Source organism: Leisingera sp. ANG-M6 (assembly GCF_000813905.1).
Taxonomy (GTDB): domain Bacteria; phylum Pseudomonadota; class Alphaproteobacteria; order Rhodobacterales; family Rhodobacteraceae; genus Leisingera.
In genome coordinates this window covers 73,601-95,136 of sequence record NZ_JWLG01000021.1, presented here as the reverse complement: position 1 = coordinate 95,136, position 21,536 = coordinate 73,601, and the positions used below count along the sequence as shown (strand labels likewise).

Sequence of the window (21,536 nt, the reverse complement as noted above, 5' to 3'; positions counted from 1 at the left end):
CTTTCCGCGGGCGTTTATGCCGTCAGCAAGCGCACTCGTCCTGCGCTTGTTACACCACTCACAGGTGGCCGGCCGCTTTGGCCGGACCGGGCTGGCGGCGCATTACGCTGTCAGCCCGGAACCCTGTCAGCGGATCACATCGCCAACCAGTATCTGCGGCTGCACATCGGTGAAGTTCGGAATGTCCTCCAGCGCCGGGCCTGCCGCCTTCATAGCCGCGTCCATCGCCGCCTGATCGGCAAAGACAAATGTGGCGATGGCAAAGAACGGCGGCGCGATGTCCGGCCCGCCTGCCAGCCCCTTGGTCACCACAGCCGATTGGATATGCGGGCCCATATGCTGGTCCACGATCTGCATATGGGTGTCGGCATAGTAGGCGTGATCGAAGGTCTTGCCCTCGGCGGCGGGGTAGATGACTTGCAAAGTTACGGGCATGGCTGTGTCTCCTGAGGGTTGAAACGGCTGTCCCAGTAATAGGCCGGTTTGGTACCGTGCCAAATGAAAAAGGCAGCCGCGGACTCTGCCAGAGACCGGCGGGATGGGCAGTGCCGCACGGGCACAGGAACGTACGGCAAGGCCTGGATGCGCATCGGGCATCAGATGCAGCTGCGTCCGTGCGGAAATAGGACCGCAGGCCCGGGAACCCCTTTGGGGCTGGCTCGCTGCACATGCGGAAAACGCACAGGCTGCGTTTGCCGCACTACCCGAGAGAGATGTCCAAGCGACCGGCTGGCCGGAGGAGTGCCCCGCAAGCCGGCCCTTGTTTTCTGCCTCACGGGGCCGGGGTTCAGTTTGGCGTCATGTTGGAAATCACGCAGTTGTACTCGCCGCCTGGCGTGAACATCACATCACCTTCGGGATGGCTGAAGTCCTCATTCAGCTTGAAAATGATCCTGTTGACATGTTTGCCTTTCAGGCTTGGTGGCACGCCGTCGGACATAAATGAATAGGTCCCCGAGATACCCAGCGGATAGAGCTGCACGCTTTCGCCCATGAAGTCCGCGGTGGCGGATTCAATCATGGTGCTGGGGTCGATCGAGTAGCTGACCTTCAGCGGCGACCCGGCAATGCCGCCCATGCTTTCCTGGCACATCTTGGTGCCTGCAGCGGAATAGGAGCCGTTCTGCTCGACACCGAATTCCTGGGTCAGCTCCAATTTCACGGTGCCGGATTGTGCGGCGGCAAAGGCGGCAGTGGCGGCGGCGGCCAGTGCCAGGGCAGTCAGGGAATGCGTCAGCTTTATCATGGAATGCCTACTCAATCTAAGGGTGAAACATGTTTTGCGCCAGATGGTTGCCGGCGCCGCTCGACGCTAGCGGCGGCGGCTTTAACATTCGGTAAAGGTTTGCTGCGCCCGTTTAGCTAAATTATTTAAGGCTGACGGAAAAAGCTGTTTGAACCCAGGCGCTTGGCAAAATGAAAAGGCGCCGCTTGCGGCAGCGGCGCCTCTTTTTATGGTGGTTTGCCTCAGTGGCTGCTCAGCTGTGGATCGGCCCGTCGCCGCAGGCAAGCGCCGCTTCGCGCACGGCTTCGGAATAGGTCGGGTGCGCGTGGCAGGTCAGCGCCACATCCTCGGCCGAGGCACCGAATTCCATCGCAACGCAGAGCTCGTGGATCATGTCGCCCGCTGCCGGGCCGATGATCGCGGCGCCCAGGATGCGGTCGGTTTCCGCATCGGTGATGATCTTGACAAAACCGCCCTCGGCCTGGCCGACGGCCTTGGCGCGGGCGTTGCCCATGAACATGAACTTGCCGGTCTTGACCTTCTTGCCTTCGGCCTTCAGCGCGTCCTCGGTCGCACCAACGGTGGCCACCTCGGGCGTGGTGTAGACGACGCCCGGAATGACGCCGTAGTTCACATGGCCATGCTTGCCGGCGATCACTTCGGCCACCGCCATGCCTTCATCCTCGGCTTTGTGAGCCAGCATGGGGCCTTCGATCACATCGCCGATGGCATAGATGCCGGGCAGGTTGGTGCGCCAGTGGTTGTCGGTGGCGATCTGGCCGCGCTCGGTCATCTTGATGCCGAGGCTGTCCAGCCCCAGGCCTTCGCTGTAGGGTTTGCGGCCGGTTGCCACCAGCACCACATCGGCGTCCAGCACCACCTCGTCACCGCCCTTCTTGGGCTGGTACTTGACCTTGGCCTTGGTCTTGGAGGTTTCCACCCCCTGTACCGCGGCGCCCAGAATGATGTTGAGGCCCTGTTTCTCCAGGATCCGCTTGAAGGAGCGCTGCACGTCCTTGTCCATGCCGGGGCAGACCGCGTCCATGTATTCGACCACGGTCACTTCCGACCCGAGGCGGGCATAGACCGAGCCCAGTTCCAGACCGATCACGCCGGCACCAATGACGGCCAGTTTCTTCGGGATCTTCGGCAGTTCCAGCGCACCGGTGGAGGAGACCACGATCTTCTCGTCGATCTCCACACCCGGAATGGAGGCAGGCACCGAGCCGGAGGCGATCACGATGTTCTTGGCCTCGTGCACCTCGTCGCCGACCTGCACCTTGCCGGCCGCCGGGATGGAAGCCCAGCCCTTGATCCAGTCGATCTTGTTCTTCTTGAACAGGAACTCGATGCCGCCGGTGTTCTGGCCGATCACCTCGTCCTTGTAGGCCTTCATCTGGTCCCAATCGACCGAGGGGCTTTTGCCCTTGAGGCCCATATGGGCAAAGTTGTGCTCTGCCTCATGCAGCAGGTGGGTCGAATGCAGCAGCGCCTTGGACGGGATGCAGCCCACGTTCAGGCAGGTGCCGCCGAGGGTTTCGCGGCCCTCGACAACAGCTGTTTTCAGTCCCAGCTGGGCGCAGCGGATGGCGCAGACATAGCCGCCGGGGCCGGCGCCGATTACGATGACGTCATATTGGGACATGGGTCGGTTTTCCTCGTTTCTCCCCGGTTCCGTTTCTCGGAACACGCGTTAGGGGATTGTGGTGTTATGATCAGACCGGGGTCAACATCTTGATCGAGATATTGGTGACCCCGTCGCGTTCAAGGTGCATGGCGAGTTCTTCGGAGCCGAAGAAAGCGCGGGCCTTCTCCAGATCGGTGATCGCGAACAGCGCCACGGCGTGGTTTTTCCGGTCCGGATCGCTCCAGACGTTCAGATCGGTGATGCCAGCGGCCTGCCGGTTGCGCTTGTCCTGCCGGAACACGGTGAGCCAGGCGTTGAAATCGGCCACATCGGCCTGCCAGAGAACATGGGTTGCCATCGGGGTTACTCCTTTATCCGTATTGAGGGCAGGATGCCCCGGTAAGGGTAAGGAGCGCTTTGATTCCACTCAAGAAAGGCGTGTGCCGCAGAAGTTTCCGCAGAATAGCGGCGCTGCCCCCGGCTTGGGCGGAGCCAATTTGAGTATTTTCGGAAAGGTGAATGGTCATGCGAGGAGTACCCCCGCGAGCATCGCGGCAAGGCCGCTGGTGGCAATGAGCCAGATGGTGGTGCGCAGGTAGGGCACGCCGCTGAGGTAGGCAGGCAAGTAGAGGGTGCGGCCGGCGAGGTAAGTGTAGATGCCGCCGGTAATCAGCGCGCTGTGCAGGCCTGCCAGTTCTGCCACCAGCACCAGGCTGATGAAGACCGGGGCGGTTTCCAGGAAATTGGTGAAGGCCCGCCGCGCCCGGCCCGCCAATGCGCCGCGGCTGACAGATGTGTCGCGCGGGCCTGCGGTCCAGGCGTTGCCGACCGAGAGCTTCAACAGGAAGCTGTCGCAGCTCACGTGGATCAGGGCGAGGATCGAGAGGCAGACAAGGCCCCAGAGCGGGAGGGTCATGGGACGGAAGCCATTACTGAGTTCTCATCCTCTGATCGGGCTGCGGCCAATGTGAAACGCGGGCTTCCAAAATCACTTAAGTTTCCCTTTGTTTCGCCACAGAACGGAAGACACTGCAGGCGACGCCAGAGTTTCTAAGACCTTTTGTCGTTCGGCTTGCGACTTGCCCTTAAGAAATGCTGCCACCGCGTAGCCCTTCCGGAAAACGGTGAGTTTCCAGTAAGCGCGGAACAAACCGTCACCGCTGATGGCGACGATCACAACCGCTAGCCAAGGATTAAACGTGCCTACAAATTTCCGTAGCTCAGGCTCCAGAAGCGCCAGTGCCAGAAGACCTGCGGCCGCACCCAGCAGTTTAATCTGGATGCGATTGTCCCAAGACCATGACATTTTCTTCACTACAGGGGAGTTTTCGGTAATCGCCATGCCCCCTATGAACACGACGGCCAAAACAGCGGTTTCTAGCAGACGGGAAGCGCTTAGTAGGCCTAAAGCGTAGGCTGCAGTCCCGGCAAAGAAAACAAGCCAGATGAGCAAGCGCATCAGGATATACTGTCTTGCTTCATTTTCCGAAATCGAAGTCTCGTCGCTAAGGTACATGCGGTTCACAAGATCTTGGCGTTCAATGTCTTGTGGAAACAGCACCGGGGAGGAATCCAGCTCCAGCCCTTCAATGGCTTTTTCGTATTTTGTCGCGAACAACGAATATCTCCAATCGCGATAAGCGCCCCGGGAATATGTCCGGGGCGCAATTTGTCTTCTTTACAGGTCCATCAGCAGACGGCGCGGATCCTCCAGCGCTTCCTTGACGCGGACCAGGAAGGTCACGGCGCCTTTGCCGTCGACGATGCGGTGGTCATAGCTCAGCGCCAGATACATCATCGGGCGGATTTCCACCTTGCCATTGATCGCCATCGGGCGGTCCTGGATCTTGTGCATGCCCAGGATGCCGGACTGCGGCGGGTTCAGGATCGGCGAGGACATCAGCGAGCCGTAGACGCCGCCGTTGGAGATGGTGAAGGTGCCGCCCTGCATTTCCGCCATCGACAGCTTGCCGTCGCGGGCGCGGGCGCCTTTTTCGGCAATCGCTTTCTCGATGGAGGCAAAGGACATCGCGTCGGCGTCGCGGATCACCGGAACAACCAGACCCGTGGGCGTGCCTGCGGCGATGCCCATGTGGACGTAGTTCTTGTAGACGATGTCGGTGCCGTCGATCTCGGCGTTGACCTCCGGTACTTCCTTCAGCGCGTGGCAGCAGGCCTTGGTGAAGAAGGACATGAAGCCCAGTTTCACGCCGTGCTTCTTCAGGAACAGATCCTTGTACTCGTTGCGCAGCGCCATCACCTCGGTCATGTCGACCTCGTTGTAGGTGGTCAGCATGGCAGCGGTGTTCTGGCTGTCCTTCAGGCGCTTGGCGATGGTCTGGCGCAGGCGGGTCATCTTCACGCGCTCCTCGCGCGCGGCGTCATCGGCGGTGACGGGGCCACGGACCTGGGCCGGTGCCTGCGCAGGCGCGGCGGCAGGGGCTGCCTTGGCGGCGGCCACGGCGGCGGCGACGTCTTCCTTCATGATGCGGCCGTCGCGGCCAGAGCCGGTGACCTGATCGGCGCTGATGCCGGCCTCGGCCATGGCTTTCTCCGCAGAGGGCGCGTTGGCGACGTCCTTGGAGCCGCCGGCAGCGGCAGCAGGGGCAGGGGCTGCGGCAGGTGCGGCGGCGGCCCCGGCGGCACCGGAGGCAATCACGCCCAGCTGCGAGGAGGCCTGTACGGTGGCGCCTTCTGCTGCCATGATCTCCGTCAGCACGCCGGCGGCGGGCGCGGGCACCTCGACGGAGACCTTGTCGGTTTCCAGCTCGCACAGCATTTCATCTTGCGCGACGGTGTCGCCCACCTTCTTGAACCACGAGGAAACGGTGGCCTCGGAGACCGACTCGCCAAGGGCGGGAACCATGACCGGCACCGGGGCGCTGTCTTCGCCGGAGGGCGCAGCAGACGGAGCCGGTGCTGCCGCCTTGGCGGCAGGGGCCGCGGCAGCACCGTTGGCCTCGGTCAGGGTGGCCAGCAGTGCGTCGACGCCGACGGTGTCGCCTTCAGCGGCGACAATCTCGCCCAATGTGCCGGCGGCGGGCGAGGGCACCTCGACCGTCACCTTGTCGGTTTCCAGCTCGCAGAGCATTTCATCGGCATTGACGCTGTCGCCGGGCTTCTTGAACCAGGTGGCCACGGTGGCCTCGGTCACGGATTCGCCCAGGGTGGGTACGCGGACTTCGGTTGTCATGTCTCTTTATCCTCAGATGCTCAGCGCTTCGTTCACGAGGGCTGCTTGTTGGGCTTTGTGTTCGCTGGCCAGGCCGGTTGCGGGCGAGGCCGAAGTGGCGCGGCCTGTATAGACGGGCCGGGTGTGCTTGGCGCCGATGCGGGTCAGCACCCATTCGATGTTGGGCTCGATGAAGGTCCAGGCGCCCTGGTTCTTGGGCTCTTCCTGGCACCAGACCATTTCCGCCTGCTTGAAGCGTTCCAGCTCCTTCACCATCGAGATGGCGGGGAACGGGTAGAACTGCTCGATCCGCATCAGGTAGACGTCATTGATGCCGCGGGCGTCGCGTTCTTCCAGCAGGTCGTAGTAGACCTTGCCCGAGCACATCACCACGCGCTTTATCTTGTCGTCCGCCACCAGCTGGGTGTCGGAGTTGCCGTGCTGCGCGTCGTCCCACAGCACCCGGTGGAAGCTGGAGCCGGTGGTGAATTCCTCTGCCTTGCTGACTGCCAGCTTGTGGCGCAGCAGCGACTTCGGGGTCACCAGGATCAGCGGCTTGCGGAAGGTGCGGTGCAGCTGGCGGCGCAGGATGTGGAAATAGTTTGCAGGCGTGGTGCAGTTGGCCACGATCCAGTTGTCCTGGCCGCACATCTGCAGGAAGCGCTCCAGCCGGGCGGAGGAGTGCTCCGGCCCCTGGCCCTCAAACCCGTGCGGCAGCAGGCAGACAAGGCCTGACATCCTGAGCCATTTGCTTTCGCCCGAGGAGATGAACTGGTCGAACATGATCTGGGCGCCGTTGGCGAAGTCGCCGAACTGGGCCTCCCACAGCGTGAGCGCATTGGGTTCCGCCAGCGAGTAGCCGTATTCAAAACCCAGTACCGCGTATTCGCTGAGGGCCGAGTCGATCACCTCGTACTGGGACTGGCCCGCGCGGATGTTGTTGAGCGGATAGTAGCGCTCCTCGGTCTCCTGGTTGACGATGCCGGAATGGCGCTGCGAGAAGGTGCCGCGGGTGGCGTCCTGGCCCGCGAGGCGCACCGGGTAGCCTTCCAGCATCAGCGAGCCAAAGGCCATCGCCTCGCCGGTGGCCCAGTCAAAGCCCTCGCCGCTCTCGAACATCTTGCCGCGGGCGTCCAGGACGCGGCCGACGGTGCGGTGCAGCGGGAAGCCCTCGGGCACCTGGCTCAGCGCGCGGCCGATGTCGGCCAGGGTGTCCGGCTCGATTGCGGTGCGGCCGCGCTGGTAGTCGGCGTCCTTCTTGTCCAGATGCGACCAGCGCCCGTCCAGCCAGTCGGCCTTGTTGGGCTTGTAGTTCTTGCCGGTCTCGAACTCCTCGTTCAGATGCGCCTGGAAGGCGGCCTTCATGTCCTCGATCTCGCCCTCGGGGATGAGGCCATCCTTGACCAGCCGGTCGGTGTAGAGGGTGAGGGTGGTCTTGTGGCCCTTGATCTTCTTGTACATCAAGGGGTTGGTGAACATCGGCTCATCGCCTTCGTTGTGACCGAAGCGGCGGTAGCAGAAGATGTCCAGCACCACGTCCTTGTGGAACTTCTGGCGGAACTCGGTGGCGACCTTGGCGGCGTGCACCACCGCCTCCGGGTCGTCGCCGTTCACGTGGAAAATCGGCGCCTCAACCACCAGCGCGTTGTCGGTGGGATAGGGGGAGGAACGCGAGAAATGCGGTGCGGTGGTGAAACCGATCTGGTTGTTCACCACGATATGCATGGTGCCGCCGGCCTTGTGGCCGCGCAGGCCCGACAGCGCAAAGCATTCCGCCACCACGCCCTGGCCGGCAAAGGCCGCGTCGCCATGCAGCAGGATCGGCAGGACCTGGCTGCGCTCGGTGTCGCCCAGCTGGTCCTGCTTGGCGCGGACCTTGCCCAGAACCACCGGGTTCACCGCCTCCAGGTGCGAGGGGTTGGCGGTCAGGCTGAGGTGCACGTTGTTGCCGTCAAACTCGCGGTCGGAGGAGGCGCCGAGGTGGTATTTCACGTCGCCGGAGCCGTCCACATCCTCGGGCTTGAAGCTGCCGCCCTGGAATTCGTTGAAGATCGCCCGGTAGGGCTTCTGCATCACGTTGGCGAGGATGTTGAGGCGGCCGCGGTGCGGCATGCCGATCACGATGTCGCGCACACCCAGGGCGCCGCCGCGCTTGATGATCTGCTCCATCGCCGGGATGAGGCTCTCGCCGCCGTCCAGGCCGAACCGCTTGGTACCGGTGTATTTGACGTGCAGGAACTTCTCAAAGCCCTCGGCCTCGACCATCTTGTTGAGGATCGCCTTGCGGCCCTCGCGGGTGAAGGTGATTTCCTTGTCGTAACCCTCGATCCGTTCCTTCAGCCAGCTGGCCTCTTCGGGATTGGAGATGTGCATGTACTGCAGCGCGAAGGTGCCGCAATAGGTGCGTTTCACGATCTCGACGATCTGGCGCATGGTCGCGACCTGCAGGCCCAGAACGTTGTCGATGAAGATCGGCCGGTCCATATCGGCATCGGTGAAGCCGTAGGATTTCGGGTCCAGCTCCGGGTGCGGCGTGGCGGCACGCATGCCCAGCGGGTCGAGATCCGCCGCCAGATGGCCGCGGATCCGGTAGGCGCGGATCAGCATCAGGGCGCGGATCGAGTCCAGCACCGCGCGCTGCACCTGATCGTCGGTCAGCTCAACGCCTTTGGCGGCGGCCTTGTCCTTGATCTTCTTGCCCGCGCCCTTGGCCTCTGCCGGGGCCGGCCATTCGCCGGTCAGCGCGCCGGTCAGATCGTCATTGGGGGCCGGCGGCCAGTCGCCGCGCGCCCAGGAGGGGCCCTTGGCCTCTGCCTTCACGTCCAGTTCTGCATCGCCCATCTGGCGGAAGAACTCGGCCCAGGCGGCATCCACCGCATTGGGGTCATTGGCGTAACGGGCATAAAGCTGCTCCAGATACTCCGCATTGTGCCCCTGCATGAAAGAGGAGGCGTGGAAGAGGTCGTTGGGCGATTGGTCGGTCATCTTAAGCTCCCGAAGAGTCGGTACGCGGTTGGTGGGGGCGGGTCAGGGTTCGCACTGGAACGTGACCTGTTCCTTGGTCGGGTCGAGCGATTGTTCCGGGCCGGAGGTGATGGTCACGGAACTGGCGCCCTTGCAGATTTCGGTTTCGATACGGGCCTGGACGTCCTCGATGCTGGTGCCGGGCTCGAAGTTCAGCACGCCCTGCATCGGCGCGGTGATGGCCGCGGCGGAGGTGGCGGTGAGGAGGGCGAGGCATAGTGTGCTTGCACTTGCCGACGTTGGCCTGAGGACGCGGGAGGAGCGAATTCTCTTGGTCATTGGTGTGCCTCCTGCGGGTTGGGGCCGTATTTGTTGGAGCCAGGTTGGGAAGGAAGTGCAAAGGTAATCAGAAAAGCGAGAAATAAAACGCAGGTCACGATAAATGCGGTTTCTTCAGAAAAACTGAAGGCAGGTGCCACAAAAGCGGCCGACCAAATGAGCAATAGCCATCCGCTAAGACCGATGTCGTGGTAGCGTCTTACGGCGCAGCTGATTATGGGAAGCAGGGTCGCTAAAACAACTGCAAGGTAGAAAACAGAGAAACGAAGTCCTGCGGTCTCTGAAAGCCATTCATCTGCTGCTTTTGAGACCATTACCATGACAGTTACGAGCATATAGAATTGCCAAAACTCGCTTCTCTGGGCGCGACCTTTGAGGTCGCGCCACTTGGCATAACAAGCTTTGACTGCTTGCTCGGTCGTCATGCTTACTTGCCGATCGCTTTCAGAACCGCTTCACCCAGGCCGGCCGGGCTTTCGGCGACCACGATGCCTGCGGATTTCATCGCTTCGATCTTGTCCTCGGCGCCGCCCTTGCCGCCGGCGACAATCGCGCCCGCGTGGCCCATGCGGCGGCCCGGAGGGGCGGTGCGCCCGGCGATGAAGCCTGCAACCGGCTTCTTGCGGCCCTTCTTGGCCTCATCAGCCAGGAACTGCGCCGCTTCTTCCTCGGCGGAGCCGCCGATTTCGCCGATCATGATGATGCTTTCGGTCTCGTCGTCAGCCAGGAACCATTCCAGCACGTCGATATGCTCGGTGCCCTTGATCGGGTCGCCGCCGATGCCGACGCAGGTCGACTGGCCCAGGCCCACATCGGTGGTCTGCTTGACCGCTTCATAAGTCAGGGTGCCGGAGCGGGACACCACGCCGACAGAACCGCGGCGGTGGATGTGGCCGGGCATGATGCCGATCTTGCAGGCATCCGGGGTGATCACGCCGGGGCAGTTCGGGCCGATCAGGATCGAGGAGGAGTTCTCCAGCGCCCGCTTCACCTTCATCATGTCGAGAACCGGGATGCCCTCGGTGATGGCGACGATCACTTCCATTTCGGCGTCGATGGCTTCGAGGATGGAATCCGCGGCAAACGGCGGCGGCACGTAGATCACCGAGGCATTGGCGCCGGTCACATGCTTAGCTTCATGCACGGAGTTGAAGACCGGCAGCTCCAGATGGGTCTGGCCGCCTTTGCCGGGGGTCACGCCGCCAACCATCTTGGTGCCGTAGGCGATGGCCTGTTCGGAGTGGAATGTGCCTTGAGAGCCGGTGAAGCCCTGACAGATGACCTTGGTGTTTTCGTCGATGAGGACTGCCATGTTGTCCTTTCCTTTCGATTAAACGGCTTGTGTCTTTGCGGCACGCGCCGCGTTGTCGTCGGTAAGTGCCCGATCTGCATAGGTGACACGGGCAAGCCGTGCGCGGCCGGAGATCAGGCGGAAGAGAGACCGGGGCAAGGCACTGAGTTCAGCCATGCCCCGCAAACGTTTTTGGCGCCAGCGGACAGCAGAAGCAGGGCGGCGGGTGCCATGCCCCAGAAAAGTGCTTTCTTCGGGGGGCGTATTGCCCTGTTTCACCAGCGCTGGAGTGATCTGATAGGGGTTGAGGGAAACTGCCAGGCGGGAAACCAGCGGATTGAACAGCAACTGGTCGATCGAGAGGTCGAACGGGCGCGCCGCCAGAAGCTGTTCCGCAGCGGACCGTGTCACCAGATAGCCGGCTGAGCCTGGGTTGCGTGACAGCATCGGTGCGAGACTGCGGCCATGACGCGCCGTGCCGCCAGTGCCCAGCATCACCCGCAGCGAGTCGCTGCGCCAGAATTCGATATTCACCAGCCCGCAGCCGTCCGGCCACCAGCTCAGATCATCCAGCCACAGACGCAGCTCCGGCGAGATGAAGACGTCATCCTCAAACACAAGAGCGATATCCGCATCACTGTCCAGAAATGTTTCCCAGACACGGGCGTGGCTCAGCGTGCACGCCATGTTGCCCGCTGCAAAGGCCCCCCAGGGGCCAAAGCTGCGGCATTGCTTCAGCAGTTCGGATTCAGGTGTTGTCTGCAGGTCAACGGCAGGCACGAACTCGGCCTCGATGCGGGCGTCCGCCAGTGCTGCCCGCATTGCTGCGTGCCGCCCGGCCGCCCGTTCGAGCGAGATCATGTAGGCTGCGAGTTTCATGTGCTGGAACCTGTCCTTGATCCGGAAAGCTCCCGGGCTGAGCCCGGGAGAGCAGGATCAGCCCTTCACCGCCTTCACGATCTTTTCGGCGCCGTCCTTGAGGTTGTCGGCGGCGATCACGTCGAGGCCGGAGGTGTTGATGATCTCCTTGCCCTTCTCGACGTTGGTGCCCTCGAGGCGGACCACCAGCGGCACCTTGAGGCCGACTTCCTTGACCGCGGCAACCACGCCCTCGGCGATCACGTCGCAGCGCATGATGCCGCCGAAAATGTTCACCAGGATGCCTTTGACGTTCGGGTCGGAAGTGATGATCTTGAAGGCCTCGGTCACCTTCTCCTTGGTGGCGCCGCCGCCCACGTCGAGGAAGTTGGCAGGCTCGGCGCCATAAAGCTTGATGATGTCCATGGTGGCCATCGCCAGGCCCGCGCCGTTCACCATGCAGCCGATCTCACCGTCGAGCGCGATGTAGTTCAGGTCGTACTTGGAGGCTTCCAGCTCTTTCGGGTCTTCCTCGGTGGTGTCGCGCAGCTCAGCCACGTCGGCGTGGCGGTAAACCGCGTTGCCGTCAAAGCCGACCTTGGCGTCCAGCACTTTCAGCGCGCCGTCGTCGCCGACGATCAGCGGGTTGATCTCCAGCATCTCCATGTCCTTCTCGACGAAGGCTTTGTAGAGCTGGCCCATCAGCTTGACGCACTGCTTGATCTGCGCGCCTTCAAGGCCCAGCGAAAACGCGATGCGGCGGCCGTGGTAGGGCTGGTAGCCGGTGGCCGGGTCGACAGAGAAGGACAGGATCTTTTCCGGGGTGGCGGCGGCCACTTCCTCGATGTCCATGCCGCCCTCGGTGGAGCAGACAAAGGAGATTCGGGAGGTCTGGCGGTCGACCAGCAGTGCCAGGTACAGCTCGGTCTGGATGCCGGAGCCCGCTTCGATGTAGATGCGGTTCACCTGCTTGCCGGCCGGGCCGGTCTGATGGGTCACAAGAGTGCGGCCCAGCATCTTCTTGGCTTCCTCGGCAGCTTCTTCCACCGATTTGGTCAGGCGCACGCCGCCTTTTTCGCCGGCATCGGCTTCCTTGAAGGAGCCCTTGCCGCGGCCGCCTGCGTGGATCTGTGCCTTTACGACCCAAAGCGGGCCGTCGAGTTCACCGGCGGCTGTCTTGGCTTCTTCGGCCCGCAGCACCACGCGTCCGTCGGACACCGGCGCACCGTAGCTGCGAAGAAGGGCTTTGGCCTGATATTCGTGGATGTTCATTTGAAACTGTCCCGTCTGGCTGCAATTGTCTGCTGTTTTATAGGCCGTCATAATGCCAAGTGTTAAAGGCTTTTTTGACTGGCCGCGGGGAAATGCGGAAGATTTTCGACTTTTGTGATCACACTATTTGGCCGTGTGATCACATAGCGCCGCTGCCGTCTTGGGGCACCGGCGCCGATTCCTTGGCTTGATCTGCCGTTTTCGTGCCGCGCGTGCTGGACGGCAGCAGTTTGCTGCTGTTGCCTCAGAACAGGCAGCTCCCGCAGGCCGCGGCAGGAAAGCAGGCTTGAGCACGTTGCCTGAAGGGGGCTTTTTTGGCATTAGGGCGCATGGACCGCAGCGCCGCGGCGCGAGACTCAGGAGAGTTGTTTTGACTATCGACACCAAAGACTATTGGGATGCCTACTACGGCAAAAAGGAAAGACCGGCGGTGCCGTCGCAATTCGCAGCCTTTGTGCTGAATGAATTTTCCGACCGGCAGAGGTTCGTGGACCTCGGTTGCGGTGACGGCCGGGACAGTTTCTTTTTCGCCATGCACGGCAAGTCCGTCCGCGGCATCGACGGATCTGCCTCCGCGGTCTCGCTGTGCCAGGCTGTGGCGGAACGCCGGGGGGTGGACAATATCGGGTTCAGCCAGCTGGATATGCAGGACGCCGCCGCCTGTTCGAGCTTCCTGGAGCAGAACGCCGCCGATTGGGGTGACGCGATTGTCTATGCGCGTTTCTTTCTGCACGCGATTGACGAAGACGCCGAAGCAAACCTGCTGCGTCTTGCAGCGGGGCTGGTTGGAGACCGAGGCCGTCTGTGCCTGGAGTTCCGCACGCCGCGGGATCAGTTCCAGACCAAGGTGACATCAGAGCACTACCGCCGCTATGTGGAGCCGCTTCAGGTGATCGCCAGCGCCGGCCGGCACGGTCTGACATGCACTTATCTGGCAGAAGGCTTCGGTTTTGCGAAATACAAGGCCGATGATGCCTTTGTTGCGCGCATGGTTCTGGAGCGCCAATGATTGATCCGGTTCCCGCTGAACTTAACCGCAACAATCTGAGAGATATCTTTGCCCGTCTGGCAGGGGTGGAGGCATTTGTCTTCTTTGGCACGCTGCTGGGCTGTGTGCGCGACGGCGACATCATTCCGCATGACGATGACATCGATATCTATGTGAATGCGCGGGACAGGAAGAAGCTGCTGGCTGCGCTTGAAAGCAGCGGTTTCGAGCTGGAGCTTCATCCGCGGGCGAAGTGGTATCAGTTCTGGCGCAAGCCGCTGGTTGTGCAGGCCACGCGGATGCAGGACGGGATCAAGACCTACGCCGATTTCTACTTTTACGACGACAGTCCCGCGGACTACCTGATCGAACGGTGGAATTTCGCAGGATTGTGGCGCGACCCCGCGACCACGATCCATGTGCCCAAGGAGCTGATTTTTCCTTTGCAGGACGCGGAAATGCAGGGCATTCCCATCCGTGTTCCGGCGCGGCCTGAGGAGGTCTGCGCCTTTCTCTATGGTCCGTCCTGGGGAACGCCTGTTCGCAAAGGGGAGGGGTATACGATGGAAATTTCCGGGAATCGCCCTCAGTTCAAACTGAAGGCTGCCAGCTAGAAAACCAAAAAAACGGGGCGCTGAGGCCCCGTTTTTCATCTTGTCTTTTTGCCGGATCAGGCCAGCGAGGCGTCGATGCCCTTGCAGGCTTCGACCAGGCCCTTCACGGCGTTGACCGAATTGTCGAACATGGTCTGTTCTTCTTCGTTCAGCTGGATGTTCACCACCTTCTCGATGCCGCCGGCGCCGATCACGGTGGGCACGCCCACGTACATGTCCTTGACGCCCAGCTCGCCGTCGCAATAGGCGGCGCAGGGCAGCACGCGCTTCTGGTCTTTCAGGAAGGCCTCGGCCATTTCGATGGCAGAGGTGGCGGGCGCATAGAAGGCGGAGCCGGTTTTCAGCAGGCCAACGATTTCTGCGCCGCCGTCACGGGTGCGCTGCAGGATCGCGTCCAGGCGCTCCTGAGTGGTCCAGCCCATCTTGACCAGGTCGGGCAGCGGGATGCCGGCCACGGTGGAGTAGCGCACGGAGGGCACCATGGTGTCGCCGTGGCCGCCCAGCACAAACGCGGTGACGTCTTTCATGGAGACACCGAATTCCTCAGCCAGGAAGTGGCGGAAGCGGGCGGAGTCCAGAACGCCGGCCATGCCGCAAACCTTGTTGTGGGGCAGGCCGGAGAATTCGCGCAGAGCCCAAACCATCGCGTCCAGCGGGTTGGTGATGCAGATCACGAAGGCGTTCGGCGCGTGGTCGCGGATGCCTTCGCCAACGGACTTCATCACCTTGAGGTTGATGCCCAGCAGGTCGTCGCGGCTCATGCCCGGCTTGCGCGGCACGCCGGCGGTCACGATGCAGACGTCGGCGCCTGCGATGTCCTCGTAGGACTGGGTGCCCTTCAGGGAGGCGTCGAAGCCCTCGGAGGGACCGGATTCTGCGATGTCCAGCGCCTTGCCTTCTGGGATGCCTTCGGCGATGTCGAAGAGAACAACGTCGCCCAGTTCCTTGAGGGCTGCGAGATGTGCGAGGGTGCCGCCGATCTGACCTGCGCCGATGAGGGCGATTTTGGGTCGTGCCATTGGAAAATGTCTCCGGTCCGGTTGAAATTTCCTGATGCCTACGGCGTAAAACCGTGCCGTGCAAGGGCTCTGCGCTGCGGCATTCGGCGCTGTATGCTTGTGTATACCGTGCTGATACCGCTAAACCGTCTGTAATCTGGGCATTTCGGAGGGCGGGTGATGGCGGCGTTTGATGCAATGTTTTTCGTTTTTGCCATCCCGGCGGTCGTTTTTGCGGGCGTGTCAAAGGGCGGTTTCGGGTCCGGCGCGGCCTTTGCCTCGGCGTCGATTCTGGCGCTGGTGCTGGAGCCGGGCATGGCGCTGGCGCTGATGCTGCCCCTGCTGATGCTGATCGACGTGGCCAATCTGAAACCCTATTGGGGACGCTGGAACCTGCGGGCATCGCTGCTGCTGATTGGCGGCGGCTTGCCCGGCGTGGCGCTGGGTGCCTGGCTTTATGCGGCGGTGGATGCGGATGCGATGCGGGTGCTGATCGGGCTGGTCTCTGTCGGCTTTGTGCTGTGGCAGCTGCGCGGGCGGCTGGGGCTGCGGCTGGCGGCAGATGCGCCGCTGTCAACGGGCGCCGGTGCGCTGGCCGGGCTGGCGGTGGGGTTCACCAGTTTTGTCAGCCATGCGGGCGGGCCGCCGGCCGCGGTTTATCTTCTCAGCCTGAAGTTGCGGAAAACCGAATACCAGGCCAGCACGGTGCTGATCTTCTGGGCCATCAACATCGCCAAGGCGGTGCCTTATGCCGGGCTGGGGATGTTCACGCGGGAAACCCTGATGCTGGACCTGATGCTGGCGCCCTTTGCGCTGCTCGGGGCCTGGCTGGGGGTGAAGCTGCACCATTCGATCCCGGAGCGCTGGTTCTTTGCGCTGACCTATGTGCTGCTGACAGTGACCGGCGCCAAGCTGATCTGGGACGGGCTGGCCTGAAGACTGCTCGCATCAGCCAGCCCGCGCGGCGTCCTCGGCCAATTAGCCTGCAGCCGGGAATCCTGCCTCAATGCCTGTTCAGGCGTCGCTGTCGGTGTTCGGCAGGGCCTCTGCCAGCACTTCATAGGATTGTCCGGAGGCCACCAGGCAGGTCATGCCGTTGGGGGTGGTCACCGTGATGGTCCAGCTGCCGGTGTCGGCAGAGGCAAAGGTTTCCATCACCATGCCCTGCTGGCCCATGCCGATGCTTTGGCGGCTTTCGCCGTATTTTTCGGCCAGCCTTTTGATCACCGCATCGCGCGGGGCGCAGTTGCGGCTTTGGGCAGCGGCGGGTGCGGCGGCCATGGTCACCGCGGCCAGCGCCAGCGGCAGTGCGAAAGTCGAGTGTTTCATCTCGTTTTACCCTTTCCGGAACGGCCGGACAGGGAAGGGTGCCTGACGGCAGCCCCCGGTGTCCCTGTTCGGGCCGGTGTGTGACGCAATTCGAAATGCAGGCCCCATGCCTGCGGGCAGCAGGTGCGGCCTGTGGCGGCGGCAGTGGTCCTGTGCCTTGGTGCCCCTCAGTGTGCCGGTCAGGTGCTGATAAGTGGTTAACCAGGCGTGCGCCGAAAATTCACACATTTTTTCAAGCGCTTGCTGCAAATGCGCGAAAGGTTACGCTGCGCTGCGGCGGAATTGTACTTGAAAGTATACAATCGAATCTGTACCGCTTTACGCAACAAAATAACTTATGGAGAGTCCTCATGGACCCGCGCACGCGCCCCTACCGCTCGGTTTTGTATATCCCCGGCTCCAACGCGCGTGCGCTGGAGAAGGCCAAAACCTTGCCGGTGGACGCGGTGATCTTTGACCTGGAGGATGCGGTTTCAGCCGATGAAAAAACCAATGCCCGCGAGACCTTGGCCCAGGCGCTGAAGGGTGGCGGCTATGGCGCGCGGATGAAAATCGTGCGGATCAACGGGCTGGATACCGAATGGGGCCGTGGTGATGCGGCGGCGGCGGCGCGGATGAACCCGGATGCGATTCTTCTGCCCAAGGTGAATGCGCCGGAGGATTTGGACGCGCTGGCGGAAATTACCGGCGATATCCCGTTGTGGGCGATGATGGAAACCCCGCGCGGCATGCTGAATGCCGCCGCAATTGCAGCGCACCCCAAGCTGCAGGGCATGGTGATGGGCACCAATGACCTGGCCAAGGAACTGCAGACCCGCTACCGCCCCGACCGGATGCCGATGATGGCAGGTCTGGGCCTGTGCCTGCTGGCGGCCAAGGCCGAGGGGCTGGTGATCGTCGACGGCGTCTATAACGCCTTCAAGGACGTGGAGGGGCTGGCCGCGGAATGCGCGCAAGGCCGCGACATGGGCTTTGACGGCAAGACCCTGATCCACCCGGCGCAGGTAGAGGTGGCCAATGCCGCCTTTGCCCCGACTGAGCGCGAGATCGACATCTCCCGCCGCCAGATTGCCGCATTTGATGAGGCCCGGGCCGCAGGGCAGGGTGTTGCCGTGGTTGATGGCAAGATAGTCGAGAACCTGCATGTTGTAACGGCGCGAGAAATTCTGGCAAAAGCGGATGCAATCGCTGCGGTTTCCGCGTAGGTGTTAATCAGCTTAACATCTAAGAGGGGCTGATATGGCACTGTTGATCCTGGGACTTCTGCTGTGGTGGGGCGGCCACCTGTTCAAACGGCTGGCACCGGATATGCGTGCCTCCATGGGCAATGGCGGGCGCGGCGTGGTGGCGCTGGTGCTGGTCGCGGGCGTTGCGCTGATGGTGATCGGCTACCGCTCAGCCGAGAGTTTCGATCTGGCGCTGGTGCCGCCGTTCCTGAAGCATATCAACAACCTGCTGGTGCTGGTTGCGATCTATTTCATGAGCCCTGGCCCGCATAAGGGCGCGCTGTTCTACAAGATGCGCCACCCGATGCTGACGGGCTTTGGCCTGTGGGCGCTGGCGCATCTGCTGGTGAACTGGGATCCGGCGTCGTTTGTCCTGTTCGGCGGCCTGTGGGCATGGTCCATCACCGAGAAAGTGGTGATCAACCGGGCAGAGCCGGGCTGGCAGCCGGGGCCGAAGGGCGCGATTGCCAAGGACGGGATGTTCCTTGCCGCCTCGATTGTCCTGATGGGGGTGATCGGCTACGTCCACGGCATCGTCGGCCCGTCACCGTTCGGCGGCTAGGCCCTAAGCCAGGATAGGAAACCATGAAGCTTTACCGATTTTTGTCCGAAGACGACACCTCTGCCTTTTGCCACAAGGTGACCGATGCGCTGAACAAGGGCTGGGAGCTGCACGGCAGCCCGACCCAGGCCTTTGATCCCGTCAAGGGGATCATGCGCTGCGGTCAGGCGGTGGTGAAGGAGGTGGACGGAACCTACACGCCTGAGACCAAACTGGGAGAACACTGATGGCCAAGACCAATCCGGGCCGCTTTTTCGAAGACTATACCGTTGGCGAAGTGATCCGCCATGCGGTGCCCCGCACGGTGTCGGGCGGCGAGCGGGCGCTGTATCATGCGCTCTACCCGGCGCGCCATGCTCTCTATTCTTCGGACGAATTTGCCCGGGCCTCTGGTCTGACCTCGGCGCCGCTGGATGATCTGGCGGCCTTCCATGTGGTGTTCGGCAAGACGGTGCCGGATATCTCGCTGAATGCGCTGGCGAACCTCGGCTATGCCGAGGGGCGCTGGCTGCTGCCGGTTTATCCCGGCGACACGCTGCGCTCGGAGTCCGAGGTGATCGGGCTCAAGCAGAACTCCAACGGCAAATCGGGTGTGGTCTATGTGCGCACCCGCGGGCTGAACCAGCGCGATGAATGCGTGATGGAGTACGTGCGCTGGGTGATGGTGCGCAAACGCGACCTGGATGCCCCGGCGCCGGAGACCGTGATCCCCGAGCTGAACAAGGTGATCCCGGCGGACCAGCTGGTGATCCCGGCGGGGCTGGATTTCAGCAATTACGATTTCACCCTGGCAGGCGAGCCGCACCGCTGGGGCGACTATGAGGTGGGCGAGACCATCGACCATGTGGATGGCGTCACCATTGAGGAAGCCGAGCACATGATGGCGACGCGCCTGTGGCAGAACACCGCCAAGGTGCATTTCGACAATACCGCGCGGCCCGACGGCACCCGGTTGATCTATGGCGGCCATGTGATTTCGATGGCGCGGACGCTGTCGTTCAATGGCCTCGCAAATGCGCAGATGATTGTCGGCCTGAATGGCGGCGCACACGCCAACCCCTGCCTGTCCGGGCTCACTGTGCGGGCGTGGTCCGAGGTGCTGGACAAGGCCGACACCGCAGCGCCCGGCGTCGGCGCGATCCGGCTGCGGCTGGTGGCGACCAAAGGCGGCGCGCCGTTTGAGCTGAAGGGCGAGGATGGCAAGTATCTGCCGGATGTGCTGTTGGATCTGGATTACTGGGCGTTGATGCCGAAGTGATCTGAGGGGGCTTTGCCCCCTCGCAGGCGGTGCCTGCTCACCCCCAGGATATTTTCAGCCAGATGAACAGGGGGATGGCAAAAATGTGATGACCGTCAGCCGGTTTGCCGCATAAGCTGGCTGCATGCGGGTTTTGCAGCTTCTGGTTTTCTCCATGCTCTCCCTTGGGCCGCTGCGCGCAGCGGCCTGCGATCTGGCATTGGTGCTGGCGGTGGATGTCTCCGGCTCTGTTGATGCCGAGGAATACCGCATTCAGATGGACGGGCTGGCGGCAGGCCTGCGCGACGGGGTGGTCTCTGAGGCGTTGGTCAAGGCGCGCGCGCAGGTGCTGCTGCTGCAATGGTCGGGCGAGTCGCGTCAGGAGGTGACGTTGCCCTGGGTCGAGATCCGGACGTTCGGGGATGTGGAAGCGCTGGCGCAGCAGATCGAGCAGGCGCCGCGGCCCTGGCGCAACTACTCCACCGCGGTGGGGGAGGCGCTGTTTCTGGCGCTGGAGCAGTTTCCGGCCGTGGAGCAGTGCAAGCGCCGGGTGATTGATGTCTCCGGCGACGGGTTCTCCAACGAAGGGATCGAGCCGCGCGAGGCGCATGGCGCGCTGGCGGCGGCCGGTGTGACGGTGAATGCCATCGCCATTGAGCAGAGCGAGCCGGACCTGACCGCCTATTTCTTTGAAAACGTGATCCGCGGTGAGGGGGCCTTTGTGGTCTCTGCCGCGAGCTTTGCTGATTACCCGTCGCGCATCCGCAAGAAGCTGGTCAGGGAGGTCGCACGGCAGACCGCTGCACTGCCGGAAGGCACGGGGAGGGCAGTTGCGTCTTTGCAGTGATTTGCAGAAGGGGCCCTGATTCTGCAAAAAATTTTCAATCGGCGGATTTGTGATCACTAATTATTTGCTGTGATCACAAGCCGTGGCGTTTTAGCGCCAACAGGCGAGAAACCTGCCGTTTTTAACCGTTCCTTCGGGTGACACGCCGTAAAAATCGGCTAAAACGTCGTCAGCCAACCTGAAAAGGAGCCAACATGGCCGATGTCAATCGGGGCAACCGCCCGCTTTCGCCGCATTTGCAGGTCTACCGGCCGCAGCTGACCTCCGTGACTTCGATCCTGACACGGATCACCGGCAACGCGCTGATCGTCTCGGCGCTGCTGATCGCCTGGTGGTTCCTGGCTGCCGCAACCTCGCCCGAGTATTTCGCCATTGCCAACGGCCTGCTGACCAGCTGGTTCGGTGATCTGGTGATGACACTGTCGGCGCTGGGCCTGTGGTATCACACGCTGGCGGGCATCCGGCACCTGATCTGGGACAACGGCATGATGCTGGACCTGGAGCAGGCCGAGAAACTGGGCTGGTTCGTGGTGATCGGCTCTGCCGTTCTGACCGTCCTGACCATCATCATCGTCTAAGCCCGGGAGGCACACGCAATGCGATATCTGACTGACCGCAAGCGCGCCGTTGGCATGGGCGCTGCAAAATCCGGAACGGAACATCACTGGTCGATGCAGGTGAGCTCAATCGCTCTCTTGATCCTGGTGCCGCTGTTCGTCTTCACCTTCGGTTCTGCGCTGGGCGGCACCTATGAACAGATCACCGCCTATTACTCCCGCCCGTTCCCGGCACTCGTGGCGGCGCTGACCATGTGGGTCGGCATGATGCACTTCAAATCCGGCGCCCAGATCATGATTGAGGATTACGTCCATGGGCTGAAAGGCCGCCTGACGATCATCCTGGTCAATTGCCTGTCTTATGCTGTCGCCGCGACCAGCGCCTATGCGCTGATCCGCCTGGCCCTGTAACTCCCCGAGGTCTCTTTCA

General features: G+C 62.3%; 25 protein-coding genes. 10 read left to right on the top strand and 15 right to left on the bottom strand.

The window, feature by feature from the left end; all coding sequences use genetic code 11:
* Positions 1 to 126: 126 nt before the first annotated feature.
* The 13 genes from RA24_RS18760 to sucC all read right to left on the bottom strand — a co-directional run bounded on the left by RA24_RS18760 (position 127) and on the right by sucC (position 12,748).
* On the bottom strand, positions 127 to 435 hold the full coding sequence (locus tag RA24_RS18760; protein ID WP_039149291.1) for an EthD family reductase: 309 nt from the start codon (positions 433 to 435) through the stop codon (positions 127 to 129).
* Between the two features lie 352 nt (positions 436 to 787).
* Positions 788 to 1,246, bottom strand: a complete 459-nt coding sequence (locus RA24_RS18755; RefSeq protein ID WP_039149288.1) for a hypothetical protein — start codon at positions 1,244 to 1,246, stop codon at positions 788 to 790.
* A gap of 232 nt (positions 1,247 to 1,478) precedes the next feature.
* Positions 1,479 to 2,870 (bottom strand): dihydrolipoyl dehydrogenase, encoded by a 1,392-nt coding sequence (gene lpdA / locus RA24_RS18750; RefSeq protein WP_019297080.1) that lies wholly within the window; start codon positions 2,868 to 2,870, stop codon positions 1,479 to 1,481.
* A 70-nt stretch (positions 2,871 to 2,940) separates the two neighbouring features.
* On the bottom strand, positions 2,941 to 3,210 hold the full coding sequence (locus RA24_RS18745) for a hypothetical protein (protein WP_019297079.1): 270 nt from the start codon (positions 3,208 to 3,210) through the stop codon (positions 2,941 to 2,943).
* A 165-nt stretch (positions 3,211 to 3,375) separates the two neighbouring features.
* A complete protein-coding gene (locus tag RA24_RS18740) occupies positions 3,376 to 3,768 on the bottom strand; it encodes an MAPEG family protein (protein WP_039149286.1) in 393 nt (130 codons plus the stop codon).
* Between the two features lie 72 nt (positions 3,769 to 3,840).
* Positions 3,841 to 4,470, bottom strand: coding sequence for a hypothetical protein (locus RA24_RS18735; protein ID WP_039193473.1), 630 nt, complete (start codon positions 4,468 to 4,470; stop codon positions 3,841 to 3,843).
* A gap of 60 nt (positions 4,471 to 4,530) precedes the next feature.
* The gene (gene odhB, locus RA24_RS18730) at positions 4,531 to 6,045 is read right to left on the bottom strand and encodes a 2-oxoglutarate dehydrogenase complex dihydrolipoyllysine-residue succinyltransferase (RefSeq protein ID WP_039193470.1); all 1,515 of its coding nucleotides are present in this window, start codon (positions 6,043 to 6,045) and stop codon (positions 4,531 to 4,533) included.
* Between the two features lie 12 nt (positions 6,046 to 6,057).
* Complete coding sequence (locus RA24_RS18725; protein WP_039193467.1) at positions 6,058 to 9,009, bottom strand: 2-oxoglutarate dehydrogenase E1 component; 2,952 nt, start codon at positions 9,007 to 9,009, stop codon at positions 6,058 to 6,060.
* A 42-nt stretch (positions 9,010 to 9,051) separates the two neighbouring features.
* Positions 9,052 to 9,327 carry a hypothetical protein gene (locus tag RA24_RS22360; RefSeq protein WP_019297074.1) on the bottom strand — a complete coding sequence of 92 codons (276 nt, stop codon included), beginning with the start codon at positions 9,325 to 9,327 and terminating at the stop codon, positions 9,052 to 9,054.
* Positions 9,324 to 9,752 carry a DUF805 domain-containing protein gene (locus tag RA24_RS21835; protein ID WP_019297073.1) on the bottom strand — a complete coding sequence of 143 codons (429 nt, stop codon included), beginning with the start codon at positions 9,750 to 9,752 and terminating at the stop codon, positions 9,324 to 9,326. The genes RA24_RS22360 and RA24_RS21835 overlap by 4 nt, the downstream gene beginning before the upstream one ends.
* A gap of 2 nt (positions 9,753 to 9,754) precedes the next feature.
* Positions 9,755 to 10,639: a succinate--CoA ligase subunit alpha gene (gene sucD / locus RA24_RS18715; RefSeq protein ID WP_019297072.1), complete on the bottom strand. Its 885-nt coding sequence runs from the start codon at positions 10,637 to 10,639 to the stop codon at positions 9,755 to 9,757.
* 18 nt (positions 10,640 to 10,657) lie between these two features.
* Positions 10,658 to 11,497: a glycosyltransferase family 25 protein gene (locus RA24_RS18710; RefSeq protein ID WP_039193465.1), complete on the bottom strand. Its 840-nt coding sequence runs from the start codon at positions 11,495 to 11,497 to the stop codon at positions 10,658 to 10,660.
* A gap of 57 nt (positions 11,498 to 11,554) precedes the next feature.
* Positions 11,555 to 12,748 carry an ADP-forming succinate--CoA ligase subunit beta gene (gene sucC, locus RA24_RS18705; RefSeq protein WP_019297070.1) on the bottom strand — a complete coding sequence of 398 codons (1,194 nt, stop codon included), beginning with the start codon at positions 12,746 to 12,748 and terminating at the stop codon, positions 11,555 to 11,557.
* 370 nt (positions 12,749 to 13,118) lie between these two features.
* Here sucC and RA24_RS18700 point away from each other — a divergent pair, with 370 nt between their 5' ends.
* Entirely contained in the window at positions 13,119 to 13,757 is a 639-nt protein-coding gene (locus RA24_RS18700) for a class I SAM-dependent methyltransferase (protein WP_052254276.1), read from the top strand.
* Positions 13,754 to 14,350: a LicD family protein gene (locus RA24_RS18695; protein WP_039193463.1), complete on the top strand. Its 597-nt coding sequence runs from the start codon at positions 13,754 to 13,756 to the stop codon at positions 14,348 to 14,350. The genes RA24_RS18700 and RA24_RS18695 overlap by 4 nt, the downstream gene beginning before the upstream one ends.
* 56 nt (positions 14,351 to 14,406) lie before the next feature.
* On the opposite strand, the gene mdh is transcribed toward RA24_RS18695, so the two are convergent.
* Positions 14,407 to 15,369, bottom strand: a complete 963-nt coding sequence (gene mdh, locus RA24_RS18690) for a malate dehydrogenase (RefSeq protein WP_019297067.1) — start codon at positions 15,367 to 15,369, stop codon at positions 14,407 to 14,409.
* A 159-nt stretch (positions 15,370 to 15,528) separates the two neighbouring features.
* On the opposite strand from mdh, the gene RA24_RS18685 reads away from it, so the two are divergent.
* Entirely contained in the window at positions 15,529 to 16,284 is a 756-nt protein-coding gene (locus tag RA24_RS18685; protein WP_039173892.1) for a sulfite exporter TauE/SafE family protein, read from the top strand.
* Positions 16,285 to 16,362: 78 nt separating this feature from the next.
* On the opposite strand, the gene RA24_RS18680 is transcribed toward RA24_RS18685, so the two are convergent.
* A complete protein-coding gene (locus RA24_RS18680) occupies positions 16,363 to 16,677 on the bottom strand; it encodes a hypothetical protein (protein ID WP_039193461.1) in 315 nt (104 codons plus the stop codon).
* Positions 16,678 to 17,027: 350 nt separating this feature from the next.
* On the opposite strand from RA24_RS18680, the gene RA24_RS18675 reads away from it, so the two are divergent.
* From RA24_RS18675 to sdhD, 7 genes are all read left to right on the top strand, one after another.
* Positions 17,028 to 17,882, top strand: coding sequence for an HpcH/HpaI aldolase/citrate lyase family protein (locus RA24_RS18675; RefSeq protein WP_039193459.1), 855 nt, complete (start codon positions 17,028 to 17,030; stop codon positions 17,880 to 17,882).
* Positions 17,883 to 17,916: 34 nt separating this feature from the next.
* Entirely contained in the window at positions 17,917 to 18,465 is a 549-nt protein-coding gene (locus RA24_RS18670) for an NnrU family protein (RefSeq protein ID WP_019297063.1), read from the top strand.
* Positions 18,466 to 18,488: 23 nt separating this feature from the next.
* Complete coding sequence (locus RA24_RS18665; RefSeq protein ID WP_019297062.1) at positions 18,489 to 18,692, top strand: DUF1737 domain-containing protein; 204 nt, start codon at positions 18,489 to 18,491, stop codon at positions 18,690 to 18,692.
* Entirely contained in the window at positions 18,692 to 19,723 is a 1,032-nt protein-coding gene (locus tag RA24_RS18660) for a MaoC family dehydratase (RefSeq protein WP_039193458.1), read from the top strand. The genes RA24_RS18665 and RA24_RS18660 overlap by 1 nt, the downstream gene beginning before the upstream one ends.
* A 124-nt stretch (positions 19,724 to 19,847) precedes the next feature.
* Positions 19,848 to 20,549, top strand: a complete 702-nt coding sequence (locus RA24_RS18655; RefSeq protein ID WP_039193455.1) for a DUF1194 domain-containing protein — start codon at positions 19,848 to 19,850, stop codon at positions 20,547 to 20,549.
* 194 nt (positions 20,550 to 20,743) lie between these two features.
* Entirely contained in the window at positions 20,744 to 21,127 is a 384-nt protein-coding gene (gene sdhC, locus RA24_RS18650) for a succinate dehydrogenase, cytochrome b556 subunit (RefSeq protein ID WP_019297059.1), read from the top strand.
* A gap of 18 nt (positions 21,128 to 21,145) precedes the next feature.
* Positions 21,146 to 21,517 (top strand): succinate dehydrogenase, hydrophobic membrane anchor protein, encoded by a 372-nt coding sequence (gene sdhD, locus RA24_RS18645; protein ID WP_039193453.1) that lies wholly within the window; start codon positions 21,146 to 21,148, stop codon positions 21,515 to 21,517.
* The last annotated feature ends 19 nt before the right edge of the window (positions 21,518 to 21,536 follow it).

What these genes read in the sequence shown, in the direction of transcription:
- RA24_RS18760 (WP_039149291.1), bottom strand. Translation starts at nt 435, where the DNA reads ATGCCCGTAACTTTGCAAGTCATCTACCCCGCCGCCGAGGGCAAGACC.
- RA24_RS18755 (WP_039149288.1), bottom strand. Translation starts at nt 1,246, where the DNA reads ATGATAAAGCTGACGCATTCCCTGACTGCCCTGGCACTGGCCGCCGCC.
- lpdA (WP_019297080.1), bottom strand. Translation starts at nt 2,870, where the DNA reads ATGTCCCAATATGACGTCATCGTAATCGGCGCCGGCCCCGGCGGCTAT.
- RA24_RS18745 (WP_019297079.1), bottom strand. Translation starts at nt 3,210, where the DNA reads ATGGCAACCCATGTTCTCTGGCAGGCCGATGTGGCCGATTTCAACGCC.
- RA24_RS18740 (WP_039149286.1), bottom strand. Translation starts at nt 3,768, where the DNA reads ATGACCCTCCCGCTCTGGGGCCTTGTCTGCCTCTCGATCCTCGCCCTG.
- odhB (WP_039193470.1), bottom strand. Translation starts at nt 6,045, where the DNA reads ATGACAACCGAAGTCCGCGTACCCACCCTGGGCGAATCCGTGACCGAG.
- RA24_RS18725 (WP_039193467.1), bottom strand. Translation starts at nt 9,009, where the DNA reads ATGACCGACCAATCGCCCAACGACCTCTTCCACGCCTCCTCTTTCATG.
- RA24_RS22360 (WP_019297074.1), bottom strand. Translation starts at nt 9,327, where the DNA reads ATGACCAAGAGAATTCGCTCCTCCCGCGTCCTCAGGCCAACGTCGGCA.
- RA24_RS21835 (WP_019297073.1), bottom strand. Translation starts at nt 9,752, where the DNA reads ATGACGACCGAGCAAGCAGTCAAAGCTTGTTATGCCAAGTGGCGCGAC.
- sucD (WP_019297072.1), bottom strand. Translation starts at nt 10,639, where the DNA reads ATGGCAGTCCTCATCGACGAAAACACCAAGGTCATCTGTCAGGGCTTC.
- RA24_RS18710 (WP_039193465.1), bottom strand. Translation starts at nt 11,497, where the DNA reads ATGAAACTCGCAGCCTACATGATCTCGCTCGAACGGGCGGCCGGGCGG.
- sucC (WP_019297070.1), bottom strand. Translation starts at nt 12,748, where the DNA reads ATGAACATCCACGAATATCAGGCCAAAGCCCTTCTTCGCAGCTACGGT.
- RA24_RS18695 (WP_039193463.1), top strand. Translation starts at nt 13,754, where the DNA reads ATGATTGATCCGGTTCCCGCTGAACTTAACCGCAACAATCTGAGAGAT.
- mdh (WP_019297067.1), bottom strand. Translation starts at nt 15,369, where the DNA reads ATGGCACGACCCAAAATCGCCCTCATCGGCGCAGGTCAGATCGGCGGC.
- RA24_RS18685 (WP_039173892.1), top strand. Translation starts at nt 15,529, where the DNA reads ATGGCGGCGTTTGATGCAATGTTTTTCGTTTTTGCCATCCCGGCGGTC.
- RA24_RS18680 (WP_039193461.1), bottom strand. Translation starts at nt 16,677, where the DNA reads ATGAAACACTCGACTTTCGCACTGCCGCTGGCGCTGGCCGCGGTGACC.
- RA24_RS18675 (WP_039193459.1), top strand. Translation starts at nt 17,028, where the DNA reads ATGGACCCGCGCACGCGCCCCTACCGCTCGGTTTTGTATATCCCCGGC.
- RA24_RS18670 (WP_019297063.1), top strand. Translation starts at nt 17,917, where the DNA reads ATGGCACTGTTGATCCTGGGACTTCTGCTGTGGTGGGGCGGCCACCTG.
- RA24_RS18665 (WP_019297062.1), top strand. Translation starts at nt 18,489, where the DNA reads ATGAAGCTTTACCGATTTTTGTCCGAAGACGACACCTCTGCCTTTTGC.
- RA24_RS18660 (WP_039193458.1), top strand. Translation starts at nt 18,692, where the DNA reads ATGGCCAAGACCAATCCGGGCCGCTTTTTCGAAGACTATACCGTTGGC.
- RA24_RS18655 (WP_039193455.1), top strand. Translation starts at nt 19,848, where the DNA reads ATGCGGGTTTTGCAGCTTCTGGTTTTCTCCATGCTCTCCCTTGGGCCG.
- sdhC (WP_019297059.1), top strand. Translation starts at nt 20,744, where the DNA reads ATGGCCGATGTCAATCGGGGCAACCGCCCGCTTTCGCCGCATTTGCAG.
- sdhD (WP_039193453.1), top strand. Translation starts at nt 21,146, where the DNA reads ATGCGATATCTGACTGACCGCAAGCGCGCCGTTGGCATGGGCGCTGCA.